Here is a 25675-nt window from a genome sequence, read left to right as displayed (position 1 = left end):
TGTTTCAGCCGTTCCGGTTCATCCGGCGCGCAGCGTCGGTGTCGGAAAGTTTCCCGCCCGGGGTGTCAGTCCTTGTGCACGTGGCCGTGTTCGCCGTGCCCGGGGTCGTCGTGGCCGTGATCGTGGCCATGCTCGCCGTGGGCCAGGCGGCTCACGCCGGTGACGAGCACGATGCCCGCGGCCAGCCACAGGATCTGCGCGGCCGTCTGGCGGGCCGGCAGGCGTTTCTGCAACTGCGGAATCAGGTCGGCCAGCGCCACGTACACGAAGCTGCTGCCGGCCAGCACCAGGAAATACGGCAGCCAGCTGTGCAGCTGGTCGACCAGCCACCAGCCGGCGATGCCGCCGAGCGTGGTCATGGTACCGGCGAGCGACACCTTCACCAGCGCCGCGCGCTGGTTGGCCGAGCTCTGGCGCAGCACCACGAGGTCGCCGATGTGGTGGGGAATCTCGTGCGCCAGCACCGCGATGGCGGCGACCAGGCCCAGGCGGATGTCGGCGGTGAAGGCCGAGGCGATCAGGATGCCGTCGCCGAAGCAGTGCACGCTGTCGCCGGTCAGCACGGCCCAGCCGCCCGTGCGCGGGGTGTTGTCGTGGCTGTGGCCATGCCCGTGATCGTGGCCATGGCCGTGCCCGGCATGTGCATCGGGCTCGCCGCCGTGGTGATGCTCATGGCCGTGATGCCACAGCTCGGCCTTGTCGAGCAGGAAGAAGAAAACCAGCCCGAACAGCAGCACCGCGAACAGCAGCGCGGGTTCGATGCGGCTTTCGAAGGCCTCGGGCAACAGGTGCATGAAGGCGGTGGCGAGCAGCGCGCCCGCCGCCAGGCTCAGCAGGTGCTGCGGGTTGACGCCGCCCGAGTCGCTGCGCACGCCCACTTTCAGCAACAGGGCCGCGAGCCAGACGCTCCCGATACCGGCAACCAGGGTTGCCACGATGATGACTATCAAATTCATAGCTGCTTGCGCAAGAGGGGCGGCCACCGGAACAGTCCCGGGGCCGTTGCCCGATCATAGAAAAGAAAAAGGCCGTCACATCGGACGGCCTTCGGCGGGGGTGGCTACAGGGCGCCGTGTTCAGGCGACGCCATTGGCTTTGAACCAGGCCGTGGCGCGTTGCCAGCCGTCGTCCGCCGCGCTCTTGAGGTAGCTGGGGCGGTAGTCGGCATGGAATGCGTGGCCTGCTTCGGGGTACACGACGAAGCTCGAAGCCTTGGCCGCCGGAGTCCCATTGGCCAGAGCAGCTTTCATCTTATCAACCGTGTCAAGGGGGATCCCCTGATCTTTTCCGCCGTACAGGCCAAGCACCGGCGCCTGCAGGCTGGCGGCAATGTCGACGGGGTGTTTCGGGGTCAGTTCGCCGGCCTGGCCGACCAGCCGGCCATACCAGGCCACGCCCGCCTTGACCTTGCCGGTGGCGGCATAAAGCCAGGTGATTCGCCCGCCCCAGCAGAAGCCGGTGATGCCGGCCTTGCTGGTGTCGCCGCCGTTGGCCTTGGCATAGGCCAGCGCGCCGTCGAGGTCGGCCATGACCTGCGCGTCGGGCACCTTGGTGACGATCTCGGCCTGCAGCTTGGGGATGTCGGTGTAGCCGCGCGGGTCGCCCTGGCGCGCGTAAAGCTCGGGCGCGATGGCCAGGTAGCCCAGCTTGGCGAAGCGGCGGCAGGTGTCGGCGATGTATTCGTGCACGCCGAAGATTTCCTGGATGACCAGGATCACCGGCAGCCCGGTCTTGCCCTCGGGCGCGGCCACGTAGGCGGGCACCTCGAAGCCGTTGACGGTGTACTTGACGGGGCCGGCCTTCAGGCCTTCGGACGAGGTGGCGACGGCGGTCTGCGCGGCCACCGGCAGCACCGCGGCGGCATAGCCCACGCCGATGGCGGCCTTGAGCGCGGTGCGGCGCGTGGCGCCCTGCGCGGTGCTGTCGCCGGGGCGAAGCGAGTCGAAGTCGGAACGGCTGTCGTCGAGGGACATGAAAAAGGCTCCAGTTGAATCGTCGGACAAAAAGGGGGCGCGCGAAAACGCACCGCCGCATGTTGTAGGCGAATTCGACCGGCCGCCCCTATGACCGGAATTTCAGTGGGGTTGGTCCATGCCGTAGGCGCGGCGCGCCAGCGCGGCGGCCAACACCTGCGCCGGATCGATCAGGTCCAGCCCGGCCACGGCGGCCGAGCCCTGCAGGCCCAGCGGCACTTCGGTGCAGCCCATGACGATGGTCACCGGCCCGTGGCGCTCCGCCAGGCGCAGCGCCACTTCGGAAAAGCACTGCTCGGCCAGCGCCATGTTGCCGGCCTTCACGCCGTCGAAGATGCCGCGCGTGATGGTCTGGCGCTCTTCCGCCAGCGGGATGTGGCAGTCCAGCCCTACCTCTGCCAGCGCCTGCTCGTAAAGGCGCACGCGGTACGTGCCCTCGGTCGCCATCAGCGCCACGCCGGTGGCACCCTGCGCCGACAGCTGCCGCGCGGTCTCGCGCGCCATGTGCAGCAGCTCGATTTGCGGAAAGCGTTCCTGCAGGCTGGCATGCCAGGCATGCGCGGTGTTGCAGGCGATGGCCACTGCCCGGCTGCCGAGCGCGGCCAGCCGGCCCAGCGCCTGCAGCATCGGCTCCAGCGGCTGGTGCGCGCCCTCCTCGGTGGAGGCCAGCGCGTCGGTGCGGTCGGGCACCGGCACTTGCGCGAGCCAGTGTTCGGGAAAGGACTGGTCGCGCACCGGCTCGCCGCGCGCGCGCATCTGCTGCGCGCAGGCCTGCACGAAGAGCCGGACGAAATCGGCGCCCGCCGCGGGGCCCATGCCCCCAAGAATCCCGACCACCTGCGTCACTGCCATATCCTTTTCATCAATCAGGTCGCGGGCTTGTCGCTCAAGACCTTGAGGTTTTCTTTCAATTGCGGGCTCATCGGCAGGTTCAGCGGCACGCCCCGCGGCGGAATCGGCTGCATGAACCACTTGTCGTAGAGCTTCTCGAACTCGCCGCTCTTCATCATGGCGGCGAAGGTGTCGTCGACCACTTTCTTGAAGGCCGGGTCGTCCTTGGGCAGCATGCAGGCATAGGGCTCGACCTGCAGCGACTCGCCGACAACCTCGAAGTCGGAAGGCGTCTTTGCATTGGCGATCAGGCCGAACAGCAGGATGTCGTCCATCGCGAAGGCCGCGGCGCGATCGCTCTCCAGCAGCAGGAACGAATCGGCGTGGTCCTTGCCCAGCACGATGTTCATGCCGAGGTTCTTCTCGATGTTGTACTTGCGCATGACCAGCACGTTGGTGGTGCCGGTGGTGCTGGCCACGGTCTTCTTTGCAAGGTCGGCGTAGTCCTTGATCTTCGAGGACTTCTTCACCAGCAGGCGCGTGCCTGTGTAGAAGTGGTTGATGGCAAACGCCACGTCCTTGCCGCGCGCGGTGTTGTTGGTGGTGGAGCCGCACTCCAGGTCGATGGTGCCGTTGGTGATCAGCGGAATTCGGTTCTGCGAGGTGACGGGCATCAGCGCGACCTGCAGGTTGGGCTTGTTCAGTTTCTTCTTCACCGCCTCGACGACAGCATTCGAAAGCTCCACCGAAAAACCGATCGGCTTGCCGGGGCCCTCGAGGTAGCTGAAAGGCACCGACGACTCGCGGTAGGCGAGCGTGATCTTGCCGGACTCGGCGATCTTGGCGAGCGTGTCGGCCGCTTGCGCGCCGGTGGCGGCGAGCAGCACCGCAGCAGCCATGGAAGCCATCAGTACAGAGGATTTCATTCGAGCCTTCGTTCGGTTGGATTGAACAGAAGGTCAGTGTAGGAAGGACTGGCCACGCGGAATAATTCCAATTGGAACCCGGGCCATGCCCAAAGGTTATGGGCTGGCGCACCGTCCTCCGGGGCATGCACTTTGGCTATGGGGCAGCGTGCAATTGGCATGGGCGGCCGGTGCCGCGTTGCCGTCTAACCCATAAATATGCTCGCTGCGTCGGCATAAGTTGGCGTAATTTGATCGTCCAAACGCGGCTCCGAACAGGGTTTTCACATCCCTTCCGAGGCTGCCAAGACGTTCGCAACTCATAAGTTGGCACGATCACCAAAATCGTCACCATAAGTTGGCATAAACGAAATAGCGCGTTTTGCAGTGCTACAACGACCGTTGGCATCTAATCGCGTCAACATCGGTTGACTTAGATGCATTCGATAAGTACTGTGATGGCATCTTTCAGAACTCCATCATGTTTGGCCATCGCAACCCCACCCGAAATCGCCTTGCGATTTGCCGCGCCTCCTCGTCGCGCGGTGGGATAGCCGTATGCATATCGGCGGCCGATCGCACCACGCGAATAGCTCGCCACTCGCGTTCGCTCACCCCGACAAACGTCGTGATCCTAGAGCCTCTCGGCCTCTGAAGCGCCTGCATTGAATCGCGGCGCAACGCCGCAGGCTCCACCACCAGTTTGGAGCCCATCATGTCCAGTGCAACGCCCCACGAAGAGCATCCCGCTAATCCGCCGCCGACCTCTCTGCCTGCCGGTTATCGTTTCTATACCCGGCAGCATCATCAGTCCGCTGCCGATCCGCGCAACTTCAAACTGGCGGTGCCAGAAGCCGTCCTGCACGCCATCGAGCGGGAGGAATTGGAGCGCCGAATCCGGGAGGGGCAAGAGCGGGAGCAACGTATCCGCGATCTCCAGGCTCAGCGCGCTCTCGAGTCCATGACAGCCAGCGCCAAGGCACCCACTCCGCCGCCTATCGTCCGGCATGTAAGCAAGTCCGCCGAACTCGACGCCTCGGTGCCGACCAAACAGCCGCCGAAACGCAAGCACACCGTTCCCGTCTTCGACTGGAAGGCTGCACTTGCGCATTTCAGGAACCTGGAGTCCACGCCGAGTTCGCCCGACAGACAGCTCGTCAAGCGCGATCGGGCGCTCCTGGCTAAAGCGATGGAAAGAGGTTCCTGGCGCCGCATCAAATCACCTCACGGCTGGCGCGACGAACTGACTGCACTCATTCAGGAGATGCCCAACTTTGCGCCTGTGGCCCAGTTCATCGCCCAACGCCTGGCACTGGCCGAACTCGCCGGTGCACCGTTGCATCCTCCACCCATCCTGCTGCTCGGTGACCCTGGTGTCGGGAAGTCGCACTTTGCCCTGCGCCTGTCCGAAAGCCTTGGCACGGTGGTCCAACGCGAGGCCTTTGACAACGCCGAGACGAGCTCGGGCCTGCGTGGCTCTGACCGGCACTGGGCCAACACGTCCGTCGGCGCCCTGTTCGAACTGATCGTCCTGGGTGAACACGCCAATCCGATCATCCTGCTTGACGAACTCGACAAGGGAAAGAGGGGCGGGAGCGGTTACCAGCCAATCGATTCGTTGCTCACGTTGCTCGAGCCCGTCACTGCATCACGGATCAAGGATCTGAGCGTCCAGTTCGAGTTCGATGCCTCCTATGTCTGGTACATCGCCACGGCGAACGACCCACGACGCATTCCCGCGCCGGTTCGTTCGCGTTTTGTCGAATTCACCATCGTGCCACCAGACATCGACGGCCGTTTGGTTCTGGCCCAAAGTATCTACGCAGCGACGTTGAAGCGCATGGTTCCCGCCAAAGGCATCCGATCACGCTTCCGGCCGCTGACGAACCTGCAGGTCTGTCGGCTGGCCTGGCTCACGCCGCGCCAGATCCGCATGACGGCTGAACGCGTCCTCGGCGCCGCCGCCCTGGCCGGACGCTGGCACATCGAGGACGCCGATCTGGACGAAGCCTTGCCGACGGTCATGCCGTCCGCAGGGAAGTCTCCGCCACGAAATGACGACCCGGGCGACTCCTTCGCCTTTGTTCTTGTCAGGGATCCATCATGAAGCTGCTTGTCTATTCCGATCTGCACATCGAGTTCGGCACTTTCAACGTTCCGAAGGTCGACTATGACGTCGTCATCCTTGCCGGCGACATCTCCGTGCCTGCTTCCAAGGCCATGCGTTGGGCTCGACGACCAGACAACTTCGGGGAGACTGTTCCGATCGTCTTCGTGCCGGGAAATCACGAATTTTTCGGGGGAGTGCTTCAAACCACGCAGAAGGAAATGGCGCTAACCGCGAACGCGTGCAACATTCACCTTCTGGCTCCCGGCGAAACCGCGATCGACGGCGTCCGGTTTCTGGGGTGCACGTTGTGGACCGATTTTGAACTGCCCATCCAGGCCAAGCCCGGCCCCGTCGTTGACATCGAGCGCGCCATGAAGGTGGCCAAGCTCCAACTCAACGACTACTCATCGATCCGGTGGGCTGAGACACCAGAGGCGGACAATCAGACCACGCAGCACGTCAAGCCGAGTAAGCGCCGGCTAACGCCCAAAGACACGTTAGCGCTACACCAACGCGACCGCGCTTGGCTAGCGGACAGGCTGGCTGAGCCCTTCGGTGGACCGACGGTGGTGGTGACCCATCACGCACCACACCGAGGGTCGCTCGCGCCGCACTACCAGGCCAACTGGTTGTCCGGTGCTTTTGTGAGCGAACTGCCATCCTCATTCTTCGATGTGCCCACGCTCTGGGTGCATGGCCATATCCACGAGAGCTTCGACTATCAAGTTGGTAAGTGCCGCGTGGTCTGCAATCCGCGCGGCTACCACTTGAACCGGCGGAGGGAATTCGAGAACAAGAGCTTCGACCCTGGATTGGTTATCGAGATCATGACCTTGGTGCGGCCGGAGACGGCCCGCCTTTCACAAGAATTGCAGGCTCTTGCTGCCCAGGTGTTCGGCTCAGCAGCCCAGGCCTGGCTGAACAAACCACATGAATTGCTTGATGGCCGAACGCCAGCAGCGTTCGCCGCCGGGGGCGGCTCAGAAAAGGTGCGATCGATGCTCAACGCGATTCAACACGGCGGTGTCGTATGAGGACCGCGGCGGCGCCGTTCCGCGCATTCGGCGTTGGCATGGGCTCGCACCTGGCGCGGCCGCTGGATGGGAATGGATTCGGAGGCCCGGAGTGATCCTGTTCATCGACTTCGACGGCGTGCTGCATCCGGAGGGGGAAGACTACATCCTCAACGGTGGTGCCAAGTTCTGCTTCCTGCCGCGCCTGGAGGCGTTGCTGCGCGAGTTCCCGCTCGTGAAGATCGTGATCAGTTCATCCTGGCGTGAGCACCTGCTCAACAAGACGCTGCTGAAGCCGTTCTCCAGCGACATCCGGACCTGCATCGTTGGAGCCATCCCTCCTTCGGGCTTTGGCCTTCAGCCGCCGTACAGGAATCGTGAAAAAGAAATCCTCGATTGGCTCCAGCTTCACGATGCGGTCGACGAGCCCTGGGTTGCGCTCGATGACGCCTACTGGCAGTTCGACCACTTCAAGGACCATCTGGTGGTGTGCGGCTCGTTCACCGGCTTCGACGACAAGGCCAGTGCCGAGCTTCGCACCCGCTTTGAAGGGGTGTCCCGATGAAAGTGCTGATTCTTTCCGACCTCCACCTCGAGTTCGCTCCGTTCGAGCCGGTGCCCGATCTTGAATTCGATGTCGTCATCCTCGCCGGCGACATTCATTCGCCGGCTAAGCGCGCCGTCCAGTGGGCGGCGGATCGCTTTCGCGGCAAGCCCGTGGTCTACCTGCTTGGCAACCACGAGTACTACGATGGACGGCTGGATACAACACTGGCAGAAGCGCGCCGCGAAGCCGAAGGAACCAAGGCGTATTCAACCGGTCGTCGCAACACTTCATTCATGGAGGTGTTTATGGGACGACCCGCGGGGTGGATGCAGAAGTTAACGGGGCGAGGCGCAATGCGCTCACCCGGTGCTCCTTCGCTTCGGCGAGAGGTGGAGCGGCAATTCTGGGAACAGATTGCCACCGGAATCACGAGTGAGAAGGCTGCCGAAGCCGTTGGCGTGTCAACGCCGGTGGGCACGCGTTGGTTCCGTCATCGTGGCGGTATGCCACTGTTCATGTCGCATCCCACATCGGGAAGGTATCTGTCATTCTCCGAGCGAGAAGAGATTGCTCTTCTGCGGGCCCAAGAGGTTGGGGTGAGGGAGATCGCTCGCCGTATCGGGCGAAGTCCCTCGACGGTCTCACGGGAGCTGACCCGCAATGCTGCGACTCGCAGGGGCAAGCTCGAGTATCGAGCGTCGGTTGCGCAGTGGAAGTCCGAGCTGGTGGCCAGAAGGCCCAAGCCCGCCAAACTGTTGATGAACCCCCGTCTGCGTCAATATGTTCAAGACCGCCTGGAGGGCAAGATCCACGATGCTCAAGGACGCGAGGTCACCGGGCCTCGGCAAGCGACGTTCATCGGCCGCAACAAGCCTCATCGTGGTGATCGCAAGTGGGTCAATGGCTGGTCGCCCGAGCAGATTGCCAACCGGCTGCAGGTCGACTTCCCGGATGATCAGTCCATGCGCATTTCCCACGAAGCCATCTACCAAGCCCTCTACATTCAGGGGCGAGGTGCTCTCAAGCGCGAGCTGGTGAGCTATCTGCGTATGGGGCGTGCGTTGCGCGTGCCACGGGCCAGGGCTCAGGCTACAGCGTGGGCTCATGTCAGCGAGGAGGTGATGATCTCCAGCCGACCTGCAGAGGCAGAAGATCGTGCCGTGCCGGGTCACTGGGAGGGAGACTTGATCATCGGCCTGGACAGGTCCGCCATCGGGACGCTGGTGGAGCGATCAAGCCGCTTCACTATGCTCGTGCACTTGCCTCGCGAAGCAGGCTATCGACTGACGCCCCGGACGAAGAACGGTCCTGCACTCTCGGGCTACGGAGCCGTCACGATGGCCAATGCACTCAAAAGAACCGTGGCCACGCTGCCCGCCGAGCTATGGCAATCATTGACATGGGATCGTGGCAAGGAACTCTCCGACCATGCGCGGTTCAGTATCGAGTCCGGAGTGCGTGTCTTCTTCGCCGATCCTCGCAGCCCATGGCAGCGCGGCACGAACGAGAACACGAACGGTCTGCTGCGCCAGTACTTCCCAAAAGGAACAGATCTGTCTCGCTGGAGCGAGCAGGAGATTCAAGCCGTGGCTCGGACCTTGAACAACAGGCCGCGTAAAACGCTGGGCTGGAAGACACCGGCCGAGACTTTGAACCAGTACCTAAAATCCGTTCGACAACCCGGTGTTGCGACGACCGGTTGAATACGCCCAATGTTCATCTGCTCGACGGTGACGAGCTGGTGCTCGACGGCGTGCGGTTCCTCGGCGCGACGCTGTGGACCGACTTCGCGCTCGCCATCGAGACACCGGAAGGACCGATCAGCGATGTCGGGCGTGCCATGAAAATGGCGACCAACCTGCTGAACGACTATGCGCTGATCCGCACTGTCGACGAGTCGGCGGAACCCGATACATGGCGCGACAAGCAGGGACGAAAGCTTCAAGCGACCGACACGCTTCGGGTTCATCAGGTGCAGCGCGCCTGGCTGCGCGATAGGCTTGCGGAACCGTTCGCCGGACCGACAGTGGTCGTAACGCACCACGCGCCTCATCGAGGTTCGCTGGCGCAGCGCTACGCCGACGACTGGGCCTCAGGCGCCTTCGTCACCGAGCTTCCGGAGACTTTCTTTGATGTGCCCGTGCTCTGGCTGCATGGCCACACGCATCAGCAGTCCGACTATCGAGTCCGTTCTTGCCGGGTCGTATGCAATCCGCGCGGCTATGTGAACTGGAGCGGAAGGATCGAGAACAAGGCGTTCGATCCTGGGCTGGTCATCGACGTGAACCCTTCCGCCACTTAAGCAGCTCATGGAACTCCTCACACGCTTTGACCGAACGCCGCAGATCCTTTGAAATGTCCGGCCAACGCATCGACGTGGATGACCGCTTTGTTCTGCGCGGCACAATGCTTCCATGCCAAACATCGCCTCGATCCTCAAAGCCGAAATTTCCCGCGTTGCTCGCAAAGAAGTTCGCGCTGAGATAGAAACACTCAAGAAGGCATCCGTCGCCCATCGCTCATCGATTGCCGAGCTACGTCGCCAAGTGAATTCACTCGAGAAGGAGCTGCGTCGTGTTGCTAAGGGTTCGAAGCGCCCCACCACAGCAGTTGATTCGGACAATGAGGCGGCAGCAGCCACGAAGCGCCGATTCAGCGCAACCAGGTTGGCGGCACACCGCGCAAAGCTCGGGCTCTCCGCGGCGAGCTATGGGCAACTGATCGGCGTTTCCGGGCAAACGATCTACCACTGGGAACAAGGCAAGGCACGCCCGCGGGCGGCACAGCTCGAAAATCTTGCGTCGGTGCGAGATCTCGGCGCGCGCGAAATTGCGGAGCGCCTGACCACGCGATAGTCAGAGCTTCTCGCAGATGAGCGAGGGATCGCACAGCGACGTCAGCTCGCCGATGTAAGAGGCGAGCGCCTCCCGGACCGAGGCCTCTCCTGCGTCGCAACGACTCCCCATGATGATGTTCACGGCAACGTCGATCTTCTTCCAAGGACACACCTTGGATCGAAGCACGTCCAACCCCCACTGGTTCAGCCCTGCCTCAATGATTCGTTCCACGCAGATTACTCGGCCAAGAAACGGTTCACGTGCTTCAGGCGGTAGCGCTGCGAGCGCGCGCAGCGCCCGCTTGTCTCCCGTCAGCAGCCGTGTATCCGGCGCTGCCACGAGCGATGCGAGCAGCACCGCCTCGCCAGCGTCGATGCCCAACACGTTTTCGAAATCCCCAAGGCTTTGGCTCGCGGGCTCCATCGGCGCCTGCATCAAGGCGATAGCTTCGAGCACACGGTCGGCCGCTTCGACTGCGTGAAACACCCGCCCGTCGAGCTTGCTCTTTGCCTTGATGGCCCGGTATTTCGACGAGGCGAGCGTGGTGCACTCTTGCAGCGGGATACCCATCAACGATGGGATCTCCTCGAGAAGCCCCCAATGCGCCAGCTTGCAAAGCGCGTCGACGTCGATCAGCAGACGCACGCCTCAGTTCGCTCCATCCCAGCCGGTGATCTGCGACACGAGGTCTTGCAGGTCGTCGGCGACGCGGCTGAGATCCAGGTGCGAGCGCAACTTCTGCAGCAGCGCCCCCTCTGGATCCAGGTCTTCGCTGAGGAAGTTCAGCGCTGTCAGCGCCGTGGGCCAACGCTTCGTAAGAAAGGCATATCTCAGAACGAAGTGTCCAGCCTCGATACCCACAGCGCCGGCAGCGCCGCGGGCCAGTACCGCAATATCCACAGGCGCAGCCAGAACCGGCCATTTGCTCACTCGCGCCGTGACCTCGTCGCCTCCCAGCGTCTGGAGCGCGAAGCTGTCCGCCTCCGCTTCCTGGCCGTCTGTCGACAACTCGGTTGCATACGTGCTCGTCTCCTGAAGCGATACATCGATGATGGAGGATCCGGGGCGCAGATGCCCCAGTGCGATGTGTCCGATTTCATGCGCCAGGATGAAACTCAGCCAAGCCCGTGACGACTTCTTCTTCGCGATCACGATGGCCGGACGTCCGCCCAACTGCAGCGCGGCCCCATCCATCTTGCGCACGCCCACAGGCAGGTGTGGCAAGGGAATGACCGGGATTCCGTGGGCCCAGCAAAGGTCCAGAAGGGCACTGAAGCCGAACTGGCCAGCGCGATCACGCATTGCCAGCGCGCGCAACTCGCCGGGATCTTGAGGCAGCGGAACGTATGGGATCGGCAAGGCGGCCAGCACCGCCTGCGCAAGAGATGACGCAATGAAGCTTGCGGCCGAGAGTGATGACGCCTCGATGTTGACCGAGTGCTTGTAGGCAACGCTGGCCATGGCACCCTTGGGAACGATCTGCCCCTTCAGCAGCGGCTGAAGCTCGACGCTCAGCCGCCTGCTGACGTGCATTGCCAGTTCCGCCGCGCCACCGCGTTCCTTCTCCAGTGCGGGATCCCACCAGTCAGGCAGGAGCCGACGCACTTGTGCGCGCGTCAGCCCGATCGCCGACACGGCTTGGTAGATGGTCTTGGCATCCGGATGGGTCACTGCATGTTCCTGGTTGCCGTCAATGGTGCACTTTTCAGGACGGGTCCTAACGCCTCGATCAATCGGGCGAGCAAGTCGGCCGTCTCCGGCCGCCCGTCCCAGACGCGCTCGAGCGCCCCTCGCACACGGGGATTATCGAGCACGCCGCCTATCTCGGTTATGCCATTTTCGAAATCAATATTTGCATAATCCAACAGCGGCCGAATGGCTGCCGTCACGGACTTCGTCCGCCCACTCAAAAAACGGCTCACTGTGGGCTGGCCTACACCTACAGCTTGAGCAAGCGCATTCACAGAGATACTCTGCCGCTTCAGGTACAGCCGGAGCGCTTCTCGGGCCCGGACAGCTTCCAAGGTGGTGGGCTTTGCTGTTCTTGGCATAACTGCATTATATAATGCATAAAATGAGCACCCCCTCCATCACCGAACGCGAGTTGCGCCAAGCAGTGCGTTCGCGACTGCTCGCAGACGCCGCCAAGTCGGGTGGAAGGCTCTTCGAAGAGCTCGGCATCGAAGGTGGGGAGGCACGAGTGGACCTGGCGTTGGTGGACACACAGCTCAGCGCTTTCGAGCTGAAGAGCGACCTCGACTCGTTCTCGCGTCTGCACAACCAGATTCATGCCTACAACCGCGTCTTCGACCGGGTGACGCTGGTCACGGGGCCGGTCTATTCCGAGGCCAGTCTGGCCTTGATGCCCGCGTGGTGGGGAGTCTGGTCAGCCGTGCGCCGTACGGATGGCACGCTCGCGCTGCGCGTGCTGCGCAAGCCGAAGGCCAATCCGGTGCAAGACCGCCTGAGTCTGGCCATGCTGTTGTGGCGCGCCGAATGCATCGAAACGCTGGCGTCGCACAGGGGCGAGCTGCCTCCCAAGCGGGCCACGAAGTTCGAATTGCAAGAAATGCTCGCGCGGGAACTGAGCATGCGCACGCTGCGCGAAGCCGTCACCAGTTTGCTCCGCAAACGACAGTTGGGCTTCTTGCCGTCGACTTCGCTCGCGTCAGATGGCGCCTCGGATGCCGTTGCCTTCGCGCTGAACTGCTTGGCATAAGCCGTGGCGGCGTGCCCGGCAATATGCGGCACACGCCCGCGCACTGAAACCGCAGCATGGTGCGGCCTGGGAAATCCCGTAATCCAGTGTAAGTAATCGTGACGTACCCTCTAGACACAACGAGTCTGGAGGGACCAATGCCTGCGATATGGAAATACCTGCCCATCCTGAAATGGAAGCAGGGGGAACGAATCGCCTTGAGCAAGCTCACGGGCGCCCAGTGGGATGGAATAGTCCCGCTGATCGAAATCCTCCCCATCGACCCCAAGAAGGGGACGCTCGCCGAAACGCTGGTGCCTTACATCACCAAGATCGGGGGGCAAATGGTCAAGTCGATTCCGGAGGGCACGCCCATCGCGATCGACATTCGATACTTCATGCCCACCTACGCAAAACAGGCCCAGGTGCTCACCTCGATCTGCAAGCGGCTGTCGACGCTGACGGGTCGTCAAATCATCCCGGTCATCACGGAGGCGATGGTTGCGCGTCCGGCAGATCTGCCGGACCTCGCCAAGGCCTTCGAGGTCTTCGTGCTCCGGATCCAGACACACGGCGTGACCTCCGACCAGGTCAAGGATTTCGTGAAAGTCGTGGTCGGCGCGGGCATCGCCAAATCGCGGCTTCATGTGCTCGTGGATCAGTTTTCGATCGTGGGCGTCAACCCCCCAGCGTGCGCCGCTGCCGCGCAGCAATATCTTGACGAGGCGCTTGCGGCCGGATGCAGCAGCACCACGCTCGCCGGTGGCTCATTCCCGCTGAACCTCGTGGGCCGCAAGCAAGGGCTGCACGACATCGAGCGCGTTGAATGGAAAGCTTGGAAGACGTTGGTTGCCAAACCTGCATACGCAAAGGTGCTGTTCAGCGACTACACCGTTAGCAACCCAGCTCCGGCGCCTGACATCGACCCCACCATGATGAATCCGTCGGTGGCCATCCGCTATGCCAGCGACGGCTTCTGGCGCTTGTTCAAGGCTGGCGGTTTCAAGAAGGGGAAGCAGGATCAATACAAGAACCTGTGCATCCTGCTCAAAGGCGATCCCGTGTATTCAGGTGCCGCTTTCAGCTTCGGCGACGATTGCTACGACAAAGCGTCCGTCGGCGTGCTCGGCAATGGCAACCCGACCAGTTGGCGACGCGATGCCGCGAGTCACCACCTGGTGTTTACGTCGTCGGCCATATGAGACAGCGGTACTGATCCGGCCGTCTCCTTTGTCCTTGTGCAGCACTCGCGTCCGCACGCAACAGCGCAACGTGCAGTCTCCCCCTGCAATCCAACCTTCGAGGAACAGCATGCCCCAACTTACAAAAGCCGATTTGCACTACACGGACTACAGCTGGACGGCCGTTCCCGGAGACGATCCGACCAAGGTCAAGGCAGATGCGGATCGGTTGAGCCGCAAGGAAGGTTACGAAGTCCTTGCCTACCTCAACTCGTTTGTCGGACCGGAGAAAGCCGACCTGTCGAAGGCAACGCGGCTCATCATCGAATGGATCGTGCATGAAAAACTGCCGTCGAATGTTCAAGGAAGAACCAAGGTCACCGCGTGGATCGTTGAAAACTACGTCACCCTGAAGCCCAGTTATCCACGGTAGTGAGGGTTTCTCGCGACGGTGTGTCCTCCGGCGCCGGCCTCAAGATCCTGTGGCGGCTGCGACCTTGACCTTGCCGACCATGCCGGCTTGGTAGTGTCCTGCGATGAGACAGGCGAAATCAAATTCACCCGCACGGTTGAAGGTCCAAACGAACTCGCCGGTCTGGCCAGGAGCGACATGCGCCATGTAGGGTTCGGAATGCTCCATGCCCGGGAACTTCATCATGAGCGCGGCATGCTCGTCGAGCTCCTTCTTCGTGCCGATCACGAACTCGTGCATGACCTGTCCTTCATTGCGAATGGACAGCCGGACAGTCTCGCCCTGCTTGACTTGGATGCGATCAGGTGTGAAGCGCATGCTATCGCTCATCTTGAACTCCAGCGTTCGCTTGGCCGCGCTCGCATCGCCCGCGATGCCCCAGCTCTTTTGTTCCTTGCGTACCGGTCCGCTCGATGCGCTGTGATCCTCGTCGCCATGTGCGAGAGCCAGACCCGACAACGCCAGGGTGCTGGCGAGCAGCATTGTCTTGATCGATTTCATGTGATTCCTTCGGAGGCGGTTGGGCTTGTCTGGAAATGGGCTCGACGATTTTTCGACCGTCAGTGCGCGAGGATCTTGGAGAGGAAGTCCTGTGCACGCGGTGCCCGGCTCTCGGGACGCCCGAAGAACTCGTCACTCGAGCAGTCCTCAACGATGCGCCCCTGGTCCATGAAGATCACCCGGTCGCTGACCTGCCTGGCGAACCCCATCTCGTGGGTCACCACCATCATCGTCATGCCTTCGCGTGCGAGCTTCACCATGACGTCGAGGACCTCGCCCACCATCTCCGGGTCGAGCGCCGAGGTCGGCTCGTCGAACAGCATGACGATCGGGTCCATCGACAGCGCCCGCGCGATCGCAACGCGCTGTTGCTGGCCACCGGAGAGCTGGCCCGGGAACTTGTCCTTGTGAGTCGACAGGCCCACACGATCGAGCATGCGCAGCCCGCGTTCGACTGCTTCGGCATGCGAGCGTTTGAGCACCTGAACTTGCGCCAGTACGAGGTTCTCCATCACGCTCAGGTGTGGGAAGAGTTCGAAGTGCTGGAACACCATGCCGACCCGGGAGCGCAACTTCGGTAGATCGGTCTTGGGATCGCAGACCTGGATACCATTGACCGTGATGCTGCCGCGTTGAATGGGCTCAAGTGCGTTGACCGTCTTGATGAGCGTGGACTTGCCAGAGCCGGAAGGGCCGCAGACCACGACCACCTCGCCCTCACGAACATGGGTGCTGCAATCCGTGAGCACCGCGAACTGGCCGTACCACTTGGAGACGTCGTTGATTTCGATCATTGCGTTCATTCAGATCGCCGCTGCGGCCTTGCGCCGCTGCAGCCAGGTGATCCACCAGGCGCCTGCCGTGCACAGCACCAGGTAGACGACGGCGACCAGGATGTAGACCTCGACCACGCGCCCGTCGCGTTGCCCCACCTTGCTGGCGGCGCCGAGGAAGTCGTTCAGGCTGATCACGTAGACCAGCGAGGTGTCCTTGAGCAGGGCGATGGTCTGGTTGATGAGCGAGGGCGTCATATTGCGAAACGCCTGCGGCAGGATCACGTGTCGCATGGCCTGCCATGGCGACATCCCCAAGGACTCCCGAGTTCGACACCAACCGCGCTAAGTGCTTGATTTGTATGGGCCAAGACTCTCGGCTGCCACTACAGCAGGCTCAATTGGGTGTCTTGCTGGGGTTTTTTGATCTTCAGTGCGGCCAGCACATCGGTCTGGCGTTGGACGATGGAAGAGACGCCCGCAATGGGCGCGGCATTGTTGATGCTCACACGGTGGCGCTGAATTCGCCGCAAGTCCGCCAGGGCAGCCTCCGGTGACAAATCGCTGCCACTCATCTTCAGGCGCTGGCGCATCACGCGGTACAGGATCAGGGCCAGCATGCAAATGCTCGCATGCGCCTTGATGCGCTCGGGCAGGCGGTGGAACACCGGCGCAATCTCGATCTCCGACTTCAGCACCCGAAATCCCCGTTCGATGTCTGCCAGTGCCTTGTAGCGCTGCACCACCTCTTTGGGTGTCAAGTCCGCCACGTTGGTCACCAGCAGCAGCTTGCCATCCATCGCCTGGGCGCGGGCCAGAGCTGCCTGGTCGATGTCATACGTGAACAGATCGGCATGCAAATCGACCTTGATGATGCGCTTGAGGTGCGCCTCGCTCACCTCATGGAAGAAGCGTGCCGTCACACCCGCATCAGACAGCTTTCTACCCCGGTGTGCCTTGCCTGCATCTTGCGAATCGAGCTTGCCCACCAGCTGGTCGGCGCGCTGGCGCAATTGGTCAATGCGCGCCTGACGACTGGCAGTCTGCTCGGCCGCCTGCTGCGGGTTATGGGCCGCCACCAGACGAAGACCCTGCCATTGCGCCTCATCGATAGTCTCTTCTGTCGTTTCTTGCTCTGATGCGCGGGCTCGGGCTCGGGCGTTGATCGGCTCCAGTATGTCTGCGAACTCGCCATAGCGCCGCCCCGGCACTGCCAGGATGAACTCCAGCGCTTGATCGGTTGATCCGCTGGCCCCACCCGACAAGCGCAACTCGGACAAGGCCTCTATGTTGTCCAGCGAAAGCAGCCCACGGTCAGCCACCACCACCAGGCGGCGGATGTGCGGGTAACGCGCCATCACCTTCTTCAAGGTCGGCTCCAACGTCGGTGCCTCGGCTGTGTTGCCCGCAAACACCTCGTGATAGATAGGCATGCCGTCGGCTGTTTGCACCACGCCGAGCATGAATTGGCGCACCACCATGCCTTCCTTGGACATCCCATAGCGGCGCACGTCACCCTCTTGCTGGCTCAGTCCTTGGGCGCGGATGGTGGTCAGGTCGTAGAACACCACCGACAGATCCTCATCAATCAGCGGGCGCAAAAGGCCCGCCACGCATTCATCCACCGCGTCCTGGTGGTCCATGAGCGCATCCATGCTGCGCAGCAGTTGCTGGTGGGTGAGTGCCTCTGCATCGATACCCGGCATGCTGACGGTTTGCAGCCAGCGCAGCACCCCGAGCTTGGAGTCGGGGTCGCACAGCCGGTTAAAGACCATCACCCGCAGGGCATGCTCGATGGGGTTGGTAAAGCGTGCGCGGCGAAAGACAGCAGCCAAGCCATCGAAACCCAACTCGTGCCAGAGTTGATCCAGCGCCCAGACATCGCCCAGGGCCAGTGCGGATTCAAAACGCACCTGGGGAACGGATGTCTCACTCAGTGAGCGACCCTTGGCGCGAAGCAGACCGCCCAGCAGTGAGTCGACTTGTCCATCTGTTTCGTCCACCCGCCCGATGGTGGCCAGCGTGCGCTGGCGGGGTTTGCCGTGTTCGTCTCGGAAGGACTCCACCAACTGGGCGTAGGTGTGGCCGCCTGAGCGGGTGAGCTTGATGAACATAGAAGAAGTGTAGCAAAAAAATACGGGCAATTGCCAACACATCAGCAATAAAACATTGCCACTACATAAAAATCAAAACGCCTCAGCTAAGTGCTTGATTCATATGGCACCGGTCCGCGAAAACATCGGAAAACGGCGGTTTGGTGTCGAACTCGGGAGGACTGGGCTGCCTGCATCTGGCCTGCGCGCACGCTGCCGATGCCGGCGCGGATGATCTCGCAGTAGTAGGCGGACTCCGCGAGCACGAACGCCACGAGCGCGGCATAGATCGGCCCGACGCTGAGGTTGGGATCCCCGGTCACGCTGCGCAGCACCACCGGCATCAGAAAATAGATCCACAGGATCGTGAGGATCAGCGGGATCGAGCGGAACAGGTTCACATACCCAGCCACCAGGGCTGCCACCGGTCGTGGCGCGAAGATGCGGGTGATCGCCAGCAGGGTGCCAAGGCCCATCCCGGCCGCCATGGAGGCGGCTACCAGAAAGGCGGTCATCTGCAGGCCCTGCAGCAGGTAGGGCCAGGCACGCTGGAGAGAGGCCCAATCGAAGTCGTAGCCCATCACGCGGCTCCCAGCAGTCCGGGCACCCGAACCCGGCGCTCGATATGGCGCATCAGCACGATCACGCCGTAGGTGATCACCATGTAGATGAGCGTCGCCGCAATAAAGGCCTCGAACGGATGGGCACTGAATTCACTGAGCTGGCGCGTCTGCCCGGTCAGCTCCATGAGTCCGATCGTGAGCGCGACGGCCGAGTTCTTGAACACGTTCAGGAAGTCCGAGGTCAGCGGTGGGATGACGATGCGAAGGGCCTGCGGCAGGATCACATGGCGGTAGGCCGCTGCGGTCCCCAGGCCGAGCGCCATGGCTGCCTGCTTCTGGCTGCGCGGCACCGACTCGATGCCCGCACGCACCTGCTCGGCCGCCTTCGCAGCCGTGTAGAGGGTGAGGCCCACCAGCACGGTCAGGAACTGGTTCGTGGTCGGGTTCATCTGCTTGAGCGCATTGCCCCATTCGAGAGGTAAAAGTTCCGGCACGACGAAGTACCAGAGAAACAGCTGCACGAGCAACGGCGTATTGCGAAAACAGTGGATGTACACCGTGGACAGGTAGCGCGCGGCCCGATTGGGCAGGGTCCGTGAAACGCCGGCGATCAGACCAAGACCCAGTGCCAGTGTCCAGGCCAGCAAGGACAGCGCCACTGTCCACAGCAATCCGCGCAGCAGCATCAAGCCGTACAGGCCCTCACCCGTGACCGAGGGTTTGAAGAAGATCAGCCAATCCCAGCTGTAGTGCATCGCAAAAACTACTTAGACGGTTCGTGAGAAGGTCGTCGAACGTGTGATGTCGTCGCCTTACAGCGGCTGGTCGTTCGGATGACGCAGGAGCTCTTGCATGTCGGGCGACATTGGGAAGTTGACCGCCACGCTGCCCTTCACGGCAATGGGCTTCAGGAAGTACTTCTCGTACAGCGAGGCGAACTCGCCCGAGCGCATCATTCCGGTGATCACGCCGTCGACCAGCTTCTTGAACGCCACATCGCCCTTGCGCAGCATGCAACCATAGGCTTCCTTCTGCTGCGGCACGCCGACCACCTCCCAGTCCGCCGGGTTCCTGGCGCGGGCAATGTTGCTGAAGAGAATGATGTCGTCCTGCGTCGCCGCAACGGCACGCCCCGTCTCCACGGTCAGGAAGTTCTCGTTGATGTCCTTGGCCAGGATGATGTTGATGCCCCACTTGTTCTTCTCGTTGAGCTGCCGCAGCATGCGCTCCGCGGTGGTGCCCGCACTGACCACGACGTTCTTGCCGACAAGGTCAGACCAATGCTTGATGCCGGAGTTCTTGCGCACCAGCAGCCGCGCGCCTACGACGAAGAACGTCGTGGAGAAAGACACCTGGTTCTGCCGCTCAGCGTTGTTCGTCGTCGAGCTGCACTCCAGATCGACGGTCTGGTTGGCCACCAGCGGAATGCGCGTCTGCGGCGTGACCTCCAGGGTCTTGACTTCCAGCTTCGCAAGCTTGAGGTCCTTCTTCGCTTGGTCGACCACGCGCTGCGCAATCTCCCAGGCAAAGCCGGCCTGCTTGTTGTTGTCGTCAAGGTAATTGAACGGGATCGAAGCGCCGCGCGTGGCCACCGTGATCGTCCCGGTGTCCTTGATCTTCTTGAGCGTGCCCTCCAGCGGCGGCGCGGATTGCGCGGCGACACCGGCGCACAACGCGAGTCCGGCGATGGCAAGGAAGGGACGAATCAAGGCAGAGTGAATGGTTGGCTTGAGGGTCATCGCGGGCTCCAGGTAGCGTGGTTCAGATGTTGAAACTCGTTTTGCAGGCGCTCAAGGCGCCCAGCAACTCGTCAAGCAGCGCCTGGGGATCATCCAGGCCGATCGACAGGCGAATGACAGGCCCTTGGACGTCGCAAAAATTGCGTTTGGCGAGTTCTTCCGCAGGGTAGAAGGCCGCAATGCTGCGCACGCCGCCCCAGCTCGCACCGATCGAGAACAGCTTCAGGTGCCCGAAGAGCGCCCGGTATGCGTTGTAGGGGCCGTCCACGAGCTGCAGCGACATCACGCAGCCGGACTGCCTGAAGTCACGCGCCCAGAGTGCATGGTCTGGCGCGCCGGGCAGCGCGGGAAAGAGCATCCGGCGCACCAGAGGGTGCGTTGCGAGTCGCTCGGCGATCAACTGTGCGCTGGTGGCCTGGCGTTCCATGCGCACCTGCATCGTGTCGAGGCCTCGTGCAACCAGGAAGCAGTCCTCCGGGCTCACGGCCAGTCCCATCTGCGACTGCAGGCCGCGCAAGGACTTGTACAGGCCTTCGTCATTGGTCGCGATGCTGCCCATCAACACGTCCGAGTGGCCGCCCATGTACTTGGTGCAGGCGTGAACGCACAGGTCGACCCCATGTGCCAAAGCCGCGAAGCCCAGCGGGCTGGCCCAGGTGTTGTCGATGGCGGTCAGCACGCCGCGAGCACGCGCCACGGCGGTGATCGCCGGCACATCCTCCACTTCCATCGTCACCGTGCCGGGAGATTCCAGCCAGATGAGCCGCGTGTTGGGGCGCACGAGCCGTTCGATCTCCGCGCCGATGCGCGGCGGATAGAACTCGACCTCGATGCCGAGCGCCTGCAACCGCTCGACGGCGAAGGACTTGGCCAAGCCGTAGGCGGCGTCGGTCATCAGCAGGTGATCACCCTTCTTGAGCAACGCCAGGAGCGCGCTGCAGATCGCTGCCTGCCCTGAAGGGAAGACAACACAATGTGCGGCGCCGTCCAGTTCGGCGATGCGCGTCTCCAGGGCGCGCTGCGTCGGCGTGCCCGTCGTGCCGTAGCTGAAGCCGTCCGGCAGGCGGGTGCGGCGGTTGACGAAATCGTCGAGTGAATCGAAGACGACGGTGGAGGCGCGCCACACCGGTGGGACCAGGCTGGCGAATGCGCTCTGAGGAGAGGTGTCGAGATGGGGAGTGGGAGAGTTCACGATGGAAGACGCAGGCGTGCGTTGGAAGTGCGATCAGTTGGCGGGTGCGGATTCGATGAGCTGCAGCGCTTGCTTCATCTGATCGACGGCCATGTTCTCGAGATCGGTGTAGACCTTCATCTCCACCGACAGGCGGGCGAAGGTTTCCTTGGCCGCGGCGATCTTGGCCGGGTCGTTGGTCTTGGGGTTGGCCAGTGCAGCCTCCAGGCGCTTGTACTCGCTGGTGAGAAAGGCCGGTTGTTCGCCGATGGCGCGCAGGCCCGCGTTGGTCATCGAGCGGATGCGCAGCACCATCTTCACGTCCGACTGCTCCATCTCACCCTGCGCACGCTCCAGCGCGAGCTTCGCCGCGAGCGCCTGCTGGCTGTCCGGCTTCTTGGTGGCGGCGATGGCCTGAAACTTGGTGATGTCGCCGGAAAAATCATGTGCCCATGCGGATGCCGCACAAGCCAGGACGGTCACTGCAAGAACTGACTGAAGTTTCATGTTGCTTCTCCGGGAGGTGGCTGAAGACGCCAACTCTAGGACGATGGAGATAATCCGGATCGCGCTCGAAATTCTTTCTCCATAAGCGGTTGTTATATGTTGCTCCGAGAGATCGAGGTGTTCCGTTCCGTGATGTCCGTAGGCTCCGCAAGCAAGGCGGCCGCGCTGCTGGGCGTCACGCAGCCCGCCATCAGCCAGTCTCTGCGCAGACTCGAGGAAGCGGCTGGATTCCCGTTGTTCCGCCGGCTGCGAGGCCGCCTGCAGCCCACGCCCGAAGCGCAAGCCCTGCTGGTCGAGGTCGAGCGTGTCTTCGTGGGTCTGAGCAGCATCGAGCACCGCATGCGCAGCCTCAAGCGCTTCGGCGTCAACACTCTGCGCATGGCGGTCTATCCGGCCTTCGGCCTGACCTTCGTCCCCCGCGTGCTGTCGCGGCTGGTGTCCGAGCGCCGCGATTCCGAAGACCGTCCCCAGATATCGCTGCAGGTGCTCAGTTCGCGGGAGGTGCACGAGGCCGTGCTGGGCCGCCAGGTCGACTTCGGATTGATGGCCGACGAAATGCCCACCACCGGCCTGGAGCATTCCGAGTTCGCACGCTTTCCGGGTGTGGTGGTGATGCATGCGAAGCACCGGCTGACCAAGGCCAGGACGATCCAGCCGCATCAACTCGCCGAAGAGCCCTTCCTCGCGCTCAACCCGGAAGATGCGTCCCGGCGACGCCTGGAGCGGGCTTTGGCGGAGTGCAACGTCGGGTTGAGCGTGCTGGTCGAGACGCCCTATGCGGCAAGCGTGTGCGAAATGGCCCTGAGCGGCATGGGCATCGGCTTTGTCAATCCGGTCACCGCCATGGAGTACGCCCAACGTGGCCTGGTCATCCGTCCACTGTCTCTGGAGGTCTCCTTCGCGGGGGTGCTGTTACTGCCCCCGGGACAGCCGCTGTCCGGCCTCGCCTCGCGAGTGCTTCAGCTCATGCGCATGCAGTTGGCCGAAGACCAGAAGGCCCTCGCGAATCTCCTCAAACCCCGCGCCAAAGCTTGACCGCCAAGCCTCAGCGACGCTTCGTTCCCGTCCCGCAGCAACGAGGCTTTTGCGCCTCGGCGGCCAAGACCCCGTAGGCCTTGGTCACTGTCTCGCTGAGCGGTGCATCGGTAGGGGCGCAGGCTTCGATGGCGCACAGCAAGTGCTCGGCAACCGCCCAGTTTCGCTGTCGCAGGGCTTCCTCGTAGATCTCCAGCAAGTGCAGCTCGAGTGGCTTGGGTCTCTTCATGGGAACTCCTTCGCACGCAGCGAAGCCGCTCGGGCCGCGCGCCCCTAGGTCGATCTTTCGCCGACGTGGGAGGCATGAACATCGCTCTTGGCTCCACGCAAGCGCAAGGCGTTGGTGATGACCGAGGCCGAACTCAGGCTCATCGCCAACGCCGCGATCATCGGCGACAGCAGCCAGCCCGTGAACGGAAACAGCACGCCCGCGGCCAGCGGCACGCCGAGGGCGTTGTAGAGGAAGGCGAAGCCGAGGTTCTGCTTCATGTTGGCGATGGTCTGCTCGGAGATGACGCGCGCCTGCGCAATGCCGCGCAGATCGCCTTTGACCAGCGTCACCTGGGCGCTGTTCATCGCGACATCGGTGCCGGTGCCCATCGCCACGCCGACGTCGGCCTTGGCGAGTGCGGGCGCGTCGTTGATGCCGTCGCCCGCCATCGCGACGATGCGGCCTTCGCGCTGCAGCTTGTCGACCAGCGCGAGCTTGTCGGCAGGCTTCACTTCGCCGTGCACTTCGTCGATGCCCAGCTTCGCGGCGACGGCCCGAGCCGTGGTCAGCCCGTCGCCGGTCGCCATGATGACCCGCATGCCCGAGGCCTTGAGCGCGGCCAGCGCCTCCATGGTGGTGGCCTTGATCGGGTCTGAGACCGCAAGCAAGCCGGCAGGCTGGCCGTCCACCGCCAGGAACATGACGCTGGCGCCCTCGGCCCGCATCGCCTCGGCTCGCGGCTTGAGGTCGTCGACCTGCACGCGCAGCTGTTCCATGAGTGCCGTGTTGCCAAGCGCCAGCTTCTTGCCGCCCACGCCGCCGCTCACGCCGATGCCGCTGCTCGATTCGAAACCGTCGGGCGTGTCCAGCACCAGGTTGCGCTCGCGCGCCGCGCGCACGATGGCGTCGGCCAGGGGGTGTTCGCTTCCCTGGTCCAGGCTGGCCGCGAGGCGCAGCACCTCGTCTTCGGTGAAGCCTGGCGCAGGCACCGCGCGCTCGAACTGCGGCCGGCCTTCCGTCAGGGTGCCGGTCTTGTCGACGATGAGCGCATCGACCTTGCGGAAGTTCTCGATCGCCGCGGCATCGCGGAACAGCACGCCCTGCGTGGCCGCCTTGCCTGTGGCGACCATGATCGACATCGGCGTCGCGAGGCCGAGTGCACAGGGGCAGGCAATGATGAGCACCGCCACGGCATTGATGAGGCCGTAGACCCAGCTGGGCTGCGGCCCGAAGAATCCCCAGGCAAAGAACGTCAGCACCGCGATGGCGATGACCGTCATGACGAAGTAGCCGGCGACCTGGTCGGCCATCCGCTGCATCGGCGCCCTGGAACGTTGAGCCTGCGCGACCATCTGGACGATGCTCGCGAGCACGGTCTGCGAGCCGACTTTCTCGGACTGCATGACGAGTGCGCCGTTGGTGTTCATCGTCGCGCCGATGAGCTTGTCGCCCACGCGCTTGGTCACGGGCAAGGGCTCACCTGTCAGCATGGACTCGTCGACGGCGCTGCTGCCTTCGATCACCACGCCGTCCACGGGCACTTTCTCTCCAGGGCGCACGCGCAGCTTGTCGCCCACATGCACATGGCCGATCGGTACGTCCTCCTCGGCGCCGTCAGGGCCGATGCGGCGCGCGGTTTTTGGAGCGAGGCCCAGCAGTGACTTGATGGCTGCGGAGGTCTGCGACCGTGCCTTGAGCTCGAGGATCTGACCCAGCAAAGTCAAGGAAATGATCACCGCGGCCGCTTCGAAATACACCGCCACGCGCCCCATCGAGACGAACGACGCAGGAAACACGCCGGGCGCCACGGTGGCCACGACGCTGTAGACAAAGGCGGCGGCCGTGCCCAGACCGATCAGGGTCCACATGTTCGGGCTGCGGTTCGCCACGGATTGCACCGCGCGCTCGAAGAACGGCCAGCCGGCCCACAGCACGATCGGCACGGTGAGCACGAGCTCAATCCAACTCTGCATGCCCATCTCGAACCACTGGAATCGATGGCCGGCCATGGCGAGCACGGTGACAACGACGGTGAGCGGCAGCGTCCAGAAGAAGCGCCGCTTGAAATCTTTCAGTTCCGGGTCTTCCCCCTCCTCGAGTGTCGGCATCTCGGGCTCCAGCGACATGCCGCACTTGGGGCAATTGCCTGGGTGGTCCTGCCGGATTTCCGGGTGCATGGGGCAGGTGTAGATTGTGCCCACGGGGTTAGTCTGCGCGGAGTCTGCAGGCGCGAGAACGAGCGGGGCTGCCGCCTGTGCGCTGCGCTTTGCATACTTTGTCGGGTCGGCCTCGAACTTGGATTTGCACCCCGCACTACAGAAATAGACCGACCCACCCTCGTGCTGCAAGACGTGTTTGGATTGCGTGGTCACCGTCATCCCGCAAACAGGATCCTTCAGCGTCGCATCGGTCTCAGGCGAAGGTTCTCCAGAGGCGGGCGGGTGCGCCCTGTGATGCCCCTGGTGGTGTTCATGCAGGTTGGAAGGCGTAGGGCTCATTCGAGTTCTCCAATGAA

Annotated in this window: 28 protein-coding genes; 10 read left to right on the top strand and 18 right to left on the bottom strand. The window is 62.9% G+C overall.

Features of this window, described 5'->3' with window-relative positions; all coding sequences use genetic code 11:
• Window positions 1-65: 65 nt before the first annotated feature.
• The 4 genes from L3V85_RS11660 to L3V85_RS11645 form a co-directional block, all read right to left on the bottom strand.
• Window positions 66-956: a ZIP family metal transporter gene (locus tag L3V85_RS11660; RefSeq protein WP_237679363.1), complete on the bottom strand. Its 891-nt coding sequence runs from the start codon at window positions 954-956 to the stop codon at window positions 66-68.
• 120 nt (window positions 957-1076) lie between these two features.
• Complete coding sequence (locus tag L3V85_RS11655) at window positions 1077-1973, bottom strand: dienelactone hydrolase family protein (RefSeq protein WP_237679362.1); 897 nt, start codon at window positions 1971-1973, stop codon at window positions 1077-1079.
• A 102-nt stretch (window positions 1974-2075) separates the two neighbouring features.
• Window positions 2076-2825 carry an aspartate/glutamate racemase family protein gene (locus L3V85_RS11650; protein WP_237679361.1) on the bottom strand — a complete coding sequence of 250 codons (750 nt, stop codon included), beginning with the start codon at window positions 2823-2825 and terminating at the stop codon, window positions 2076-2078.
• A gap of 14 nt (window positions 2826-2839) precedes the next feature.
• Window positions 2840-3730, bottom strand: a complete 891-nt coding sequence (locus tag L3V85_RS11645; RefSeq protein WP_237679360.1) for a transporter substrate-binding domain-containing protein — start codon at window positions 3728-3730, stop codon at window positions 2840-2842.
• 694 nt (window positions 3731-4424) lie between these two features.
• Between L3V85_RS11645 and L3V85_RS11640 the strand changes: the two genes are divergently transcribed.
• From L3V85_RS11640 to L3V85_RS11610, 6 genes are all read left to right on the top strand, one after another.
• Complete coding sequence (locus tag L3V85_RS11640; protein WP_137860898.1) at window positions 4425-5816, top strand: AAA family ATPase; 1392 nt, start codon at window positions 4425-4427, stop codon at window positions 5814-5816.
• Entirely contained in the window at window positions 5813-6853 is a 1041-nt protein-coding gene (locus tag L3V85_RS11635; protein WP_237679359.1) for a metallophosphoesterase, read from the top strand. Before L3V85_RS11640 ends, L3V85_RS11635 begins: the two co-directional genes overlap by 4 nt.
• A 91-nt stretch (window positions 6854-6944) precedes the next feature.
• On the top strand, window positions 6945-7397 hold the full coding sequence (locus L3V85_RS11630; protein WP_137860897.1) for an HAD domain-containing protein: 453 nt from the start codon (window positions 6945-6947) through the stop codon (window positions 7395-7397).
• Complete coding sequence (locus tag L3V85_RS11620) at window positions 7394-9082, top strand: IS30 family transposase (protein ID WP_423838542.1); 1689 nt, start codon at window positions 7394-7396, stop codon at window positions 9080-9082. Before L3V85_RS11630 ends, L3V85_RS11620 begins: the two co-directional genes overlap by 4 nt.
• Entirely contained in the window at window positions 9079-9681 is a 603-nt protein-coding gene (locus L3V85_RS11615) for a metallophosphoesterase (protein WP_237679358.1), read from the top strand. The genes L3V85_RS11620 and L3V85_RS11615 overlap by 4 nt, the downstream gene beginning before the upstream one ends.
• A gap of 112 nt (window positions 9682-9793) precedes the next feature.
• Window positions 9794-10234 carry a helix-turn-helix domain-containing protein gene (locus L3V85_RS11610; RefSeq protein WP_137860536.1) on the top strand — a complete coding sequence of 147 codons (441 nt, stop codon included), beginning with the start codon at window positions 9794-9796 and terminating at the stop codon, window positions 10232-10234.
• Here the strand turns inward: L3V85_RS11610 and L3V85_RS11605 are convergent, their stop codons facing one another.
• From L3V85_RS11605 to L3V85_RS11595, 3 genes are read right to left on the bottom strand one after another with little or no spacing between them, the layout of a single operon-like run.
• Window positions 10235-10861, bottom strand: coding sequence for a hypothetical protein (locus L3V85_RS11605; RefSeq protein WP_137860535.1), 627 nt, complete (start codon window positions 10859-10861; stop codon window positions 10235-10237).
• A 3-nt stretch (window positions 10862-10864) separates the two neighbouring features.
• The gene (locus tag L3V85_RS11600) at window positions 10865-11887 is read right to left on the bottom strand and encodes an ImmA/IrrE family metallo-endopeptidase (RefSeq protein ID WP_137860534.1); all 1023 of its coding nucleotides are present in this window, start codon (window positions 11885-11887) and stop codon (window positions 10865-10867) included.
• Window positions 11884-12105, bottom strand: a complete 222-nt coding sequence (locus L3V85_RS11595) for a hypothetical protein (protein WP_137860533.1) — start codon at window positions 12103-12105, stop codon at window positions 11884-11886. Before L3V85_RS11595 ends, L3V85_RS11600 begins: the two co-directional genes overlap by 4 nt.
• 185 nt (window positions 12106-12290) lie before the next feature.
• Here L3V85_RS11595 and L3V85_RS11590 point away from each other — a divergent pair, with 185 nt between their 5' ends.
• The 3 genes from L3V85_RS11590 to L3V85_RS11580 all read left to right on the top strand — a co-directional run bounded on the left by L3V85_RS11590 (window position 12291) and on the right by L3V85_RS11580 (window position 14528).
• On the top strand, window positions 12291-12935 hold the full coding sequence (locus tag L3V85_RS11590; RefSeq protein ID WP_171022449.1) for a sce7726 family protein: 645 nt from the start codon (window positions 12291-12293) through the stop codon (window positions 12933-12935).
• 137 nt (window positions 12936-13072) lie between these two features.
• A complete protein-coding gene (locus L3V85_RS11585; protein ID WP_137860531.1) occupies window positions 13073-14116 on the top strand; it encodes a beta family protein in 1044 nt (347 codons plus the stop codon).
• A gap of 109 nt (window positions 14117-14225) precedes the next feature.
• On the top strand, window positions 14226-14528 hold the full coding sequence (locus tag L3V85_RS11580) for a hypothetical protein (RefSeq protein ID WP_137860530.1): 303 nt from the start codon (window positions 14226-14228) through the stop codon (window positions 14526-14528).
• Window positions 14529-14567: 39 nt separating this feature from the next.
• Here L3V85_RS11580 and L3V85_RS11575 read toward each other — a convergent pair whose 3' ends face one another.
• From L3V85_RS11575 to L3V85_RS11535, 9 genes are all read right to left on the bottom strand, one after another.
• Window positions 14568-15068 carry a cupredoxin domain-containing protein gene (locus tag L3V85_RS11575; protein WP_137860529.1) on the bottom strand — a complete coding sequence of 167 codons (501 nt, stop codon included), beginning with the start codon at window positions 15066-15068 and terminating at the stop codon, window positions 14568-14570.
• A gap of 59 nt (window positions 15069-15127) precedes the next feature.
• Window positions 15128-15862: an amino acid ABC transporter ATP-binding protein gene (locus tag L3V85_RS11570; RefSeq protein WP_137860528.1), complete on the bottom strand. Its 735-nt coding sequence runs from the start codon at window positions 15860-15862 to the stop codon at window positions 15128-15130.
• Between the two features lie 9 nt (window positions 15863-15871).
• Window positions 15872-16135, bottom strand: coding sequence for an ABC transporter permease subunit (locus L3V85_RS11565; RefSeq protein WP_237680544.1), 264 nt, complete (start codon window positions 16133-16135; stop codon window positions 15872-15874).
• Window positions 16136-16227: 92 nt separating this feature from the next.
• On the bottom strand, window positions 16228-17955 hold the full coding sequence (locus tag L3V85_RS11560; protein ID WP_237674302.1) for an IS1634 family transposase: 1728 nt from the start codon (window positions 17953-17955) through the stop codon (window positions 16228-16230).
• 86 nt (window positions 17956-18041) lie between these two features.
• Window positions 18042-18515 carry an ABC transporter permease subunit gene (locus L3V85_RS11555; protein ID WP_237679357.1) on the bottom strand — a complete coding sequence of 158 codons (474 nt, stop codon included), beginning with the start codon at window positions 18513-18515 and terminating at the stop codon, window positions 18042-18044.
• Window positions 18515-19252 (bottom strand): amino acid ABC transporter permease, encoded by a 738-nt coding sequence (locus L3V85_RS11550; protein ID WP_137860526.1) that lies wholly within the window; start codon window positions 19250-19252, stop codon window positions 18515-18517. The genes L3V85_RS11555 and L3V85_RS11550 overlap by 1 nt, the downstream gene beginning before the upstream one ends.
• 57 nt (window positions 19253-19309) lie before the next feature.
• Window positions 19310-20236: a transporter substrate-binding domain-containing protein gene (locus tag L3V85_RS11545; protein WP_137860525.1), complete on the bottom strand. Its 927-nt coding sequence runs from the start codon at window positions 20234-20236 to the stop codon at window positions 19310-19312.
• Between the two features lie 22 nt (window positions 20237-20258).
• Window positions 20259-21428 (bottom strand): cystathionine beta-lyase, encoded by a 1170-nt coding sequence (gene metC, locus L3V85_RS11540; protein ID WP_137860524.1) that lies wholly within the window; start codon window positions 21426-21428, stop codon window positions 20259-20261.
• 33 nt (window positions 21429-21461) lie between these two features.
• Window positions 21462-21914, bottom strand: a complete 453-nt coding sequence (locus L3V85_RS11535; protein WP_137860523.1) for a hypothetical protein — start codon at window positions 21912-21914, stop codon at window positions 21462-21464.
• A gap of 96 nt (window positions 21915-22010) precedes the next feature.
• Between L3V85_RS11535 and L3V85_RS11530 the strand changes: the two genes are divergently transcribed.
• Window positions 22011-22949, top strand: a complete 939-nt coding sequence (locus tag L3V85_RS11530; protein ID WP_137860522.1) for a LysR substrate-binding domain-containing protein — start codon at window positions 22011-22013, stop codon at window positions 22947-22949.
• A 10-nt stretch (window positions 22950-22959) separates the two neighbouring features.
• On the opposite strand, the gene L3V85_RS11525 is transcribed toward L3V85_RS11530, so the two are convergent.
• Both L3V85_RS11525 and L3V85_RS11520 read right to left on the bottom strand, forming a co-directional pair.
• Window positions 22960-23178 carry a hypothetical protein gene (locus tag L3V85_RS11525; protein WP_137860521.1) on the bottom strand — a complete coding sequence of 73 codons (219 nt, stop codon included), beginning with the start codon at window positions 23176-23178 and terminating at the stop codon, window positions 22960-22962.
• Between the two features lie 44 nt (window positions 23179-23222).
• Window positions 23223-25658, bottom strand: a complete 2436-nt coding sequence (locus tag L3V85_RS11520) for a heavy metal translocating P-type ATPase (RefSeq protein ID WP_212744022.1) — start codon at window positions 25656-25658, stop codon at window positions 23223-23225.
• Between the last annotated feature and the right edge of the window lie 17 nt (window positions 25659-25675).

Source organism: Variovorax paradoxus (assembly GCF_022009635.1).
GTDB lineage: Bacteria > Pseudomonadota > Gammaproteobacteria > Burkholderiales > Burkholderiaceae_C > Variovorax.
Note: the sequence above shows the minus strand (reverse complement) of the source record. Positions and strands in the feature narration are given on the sequence as shown.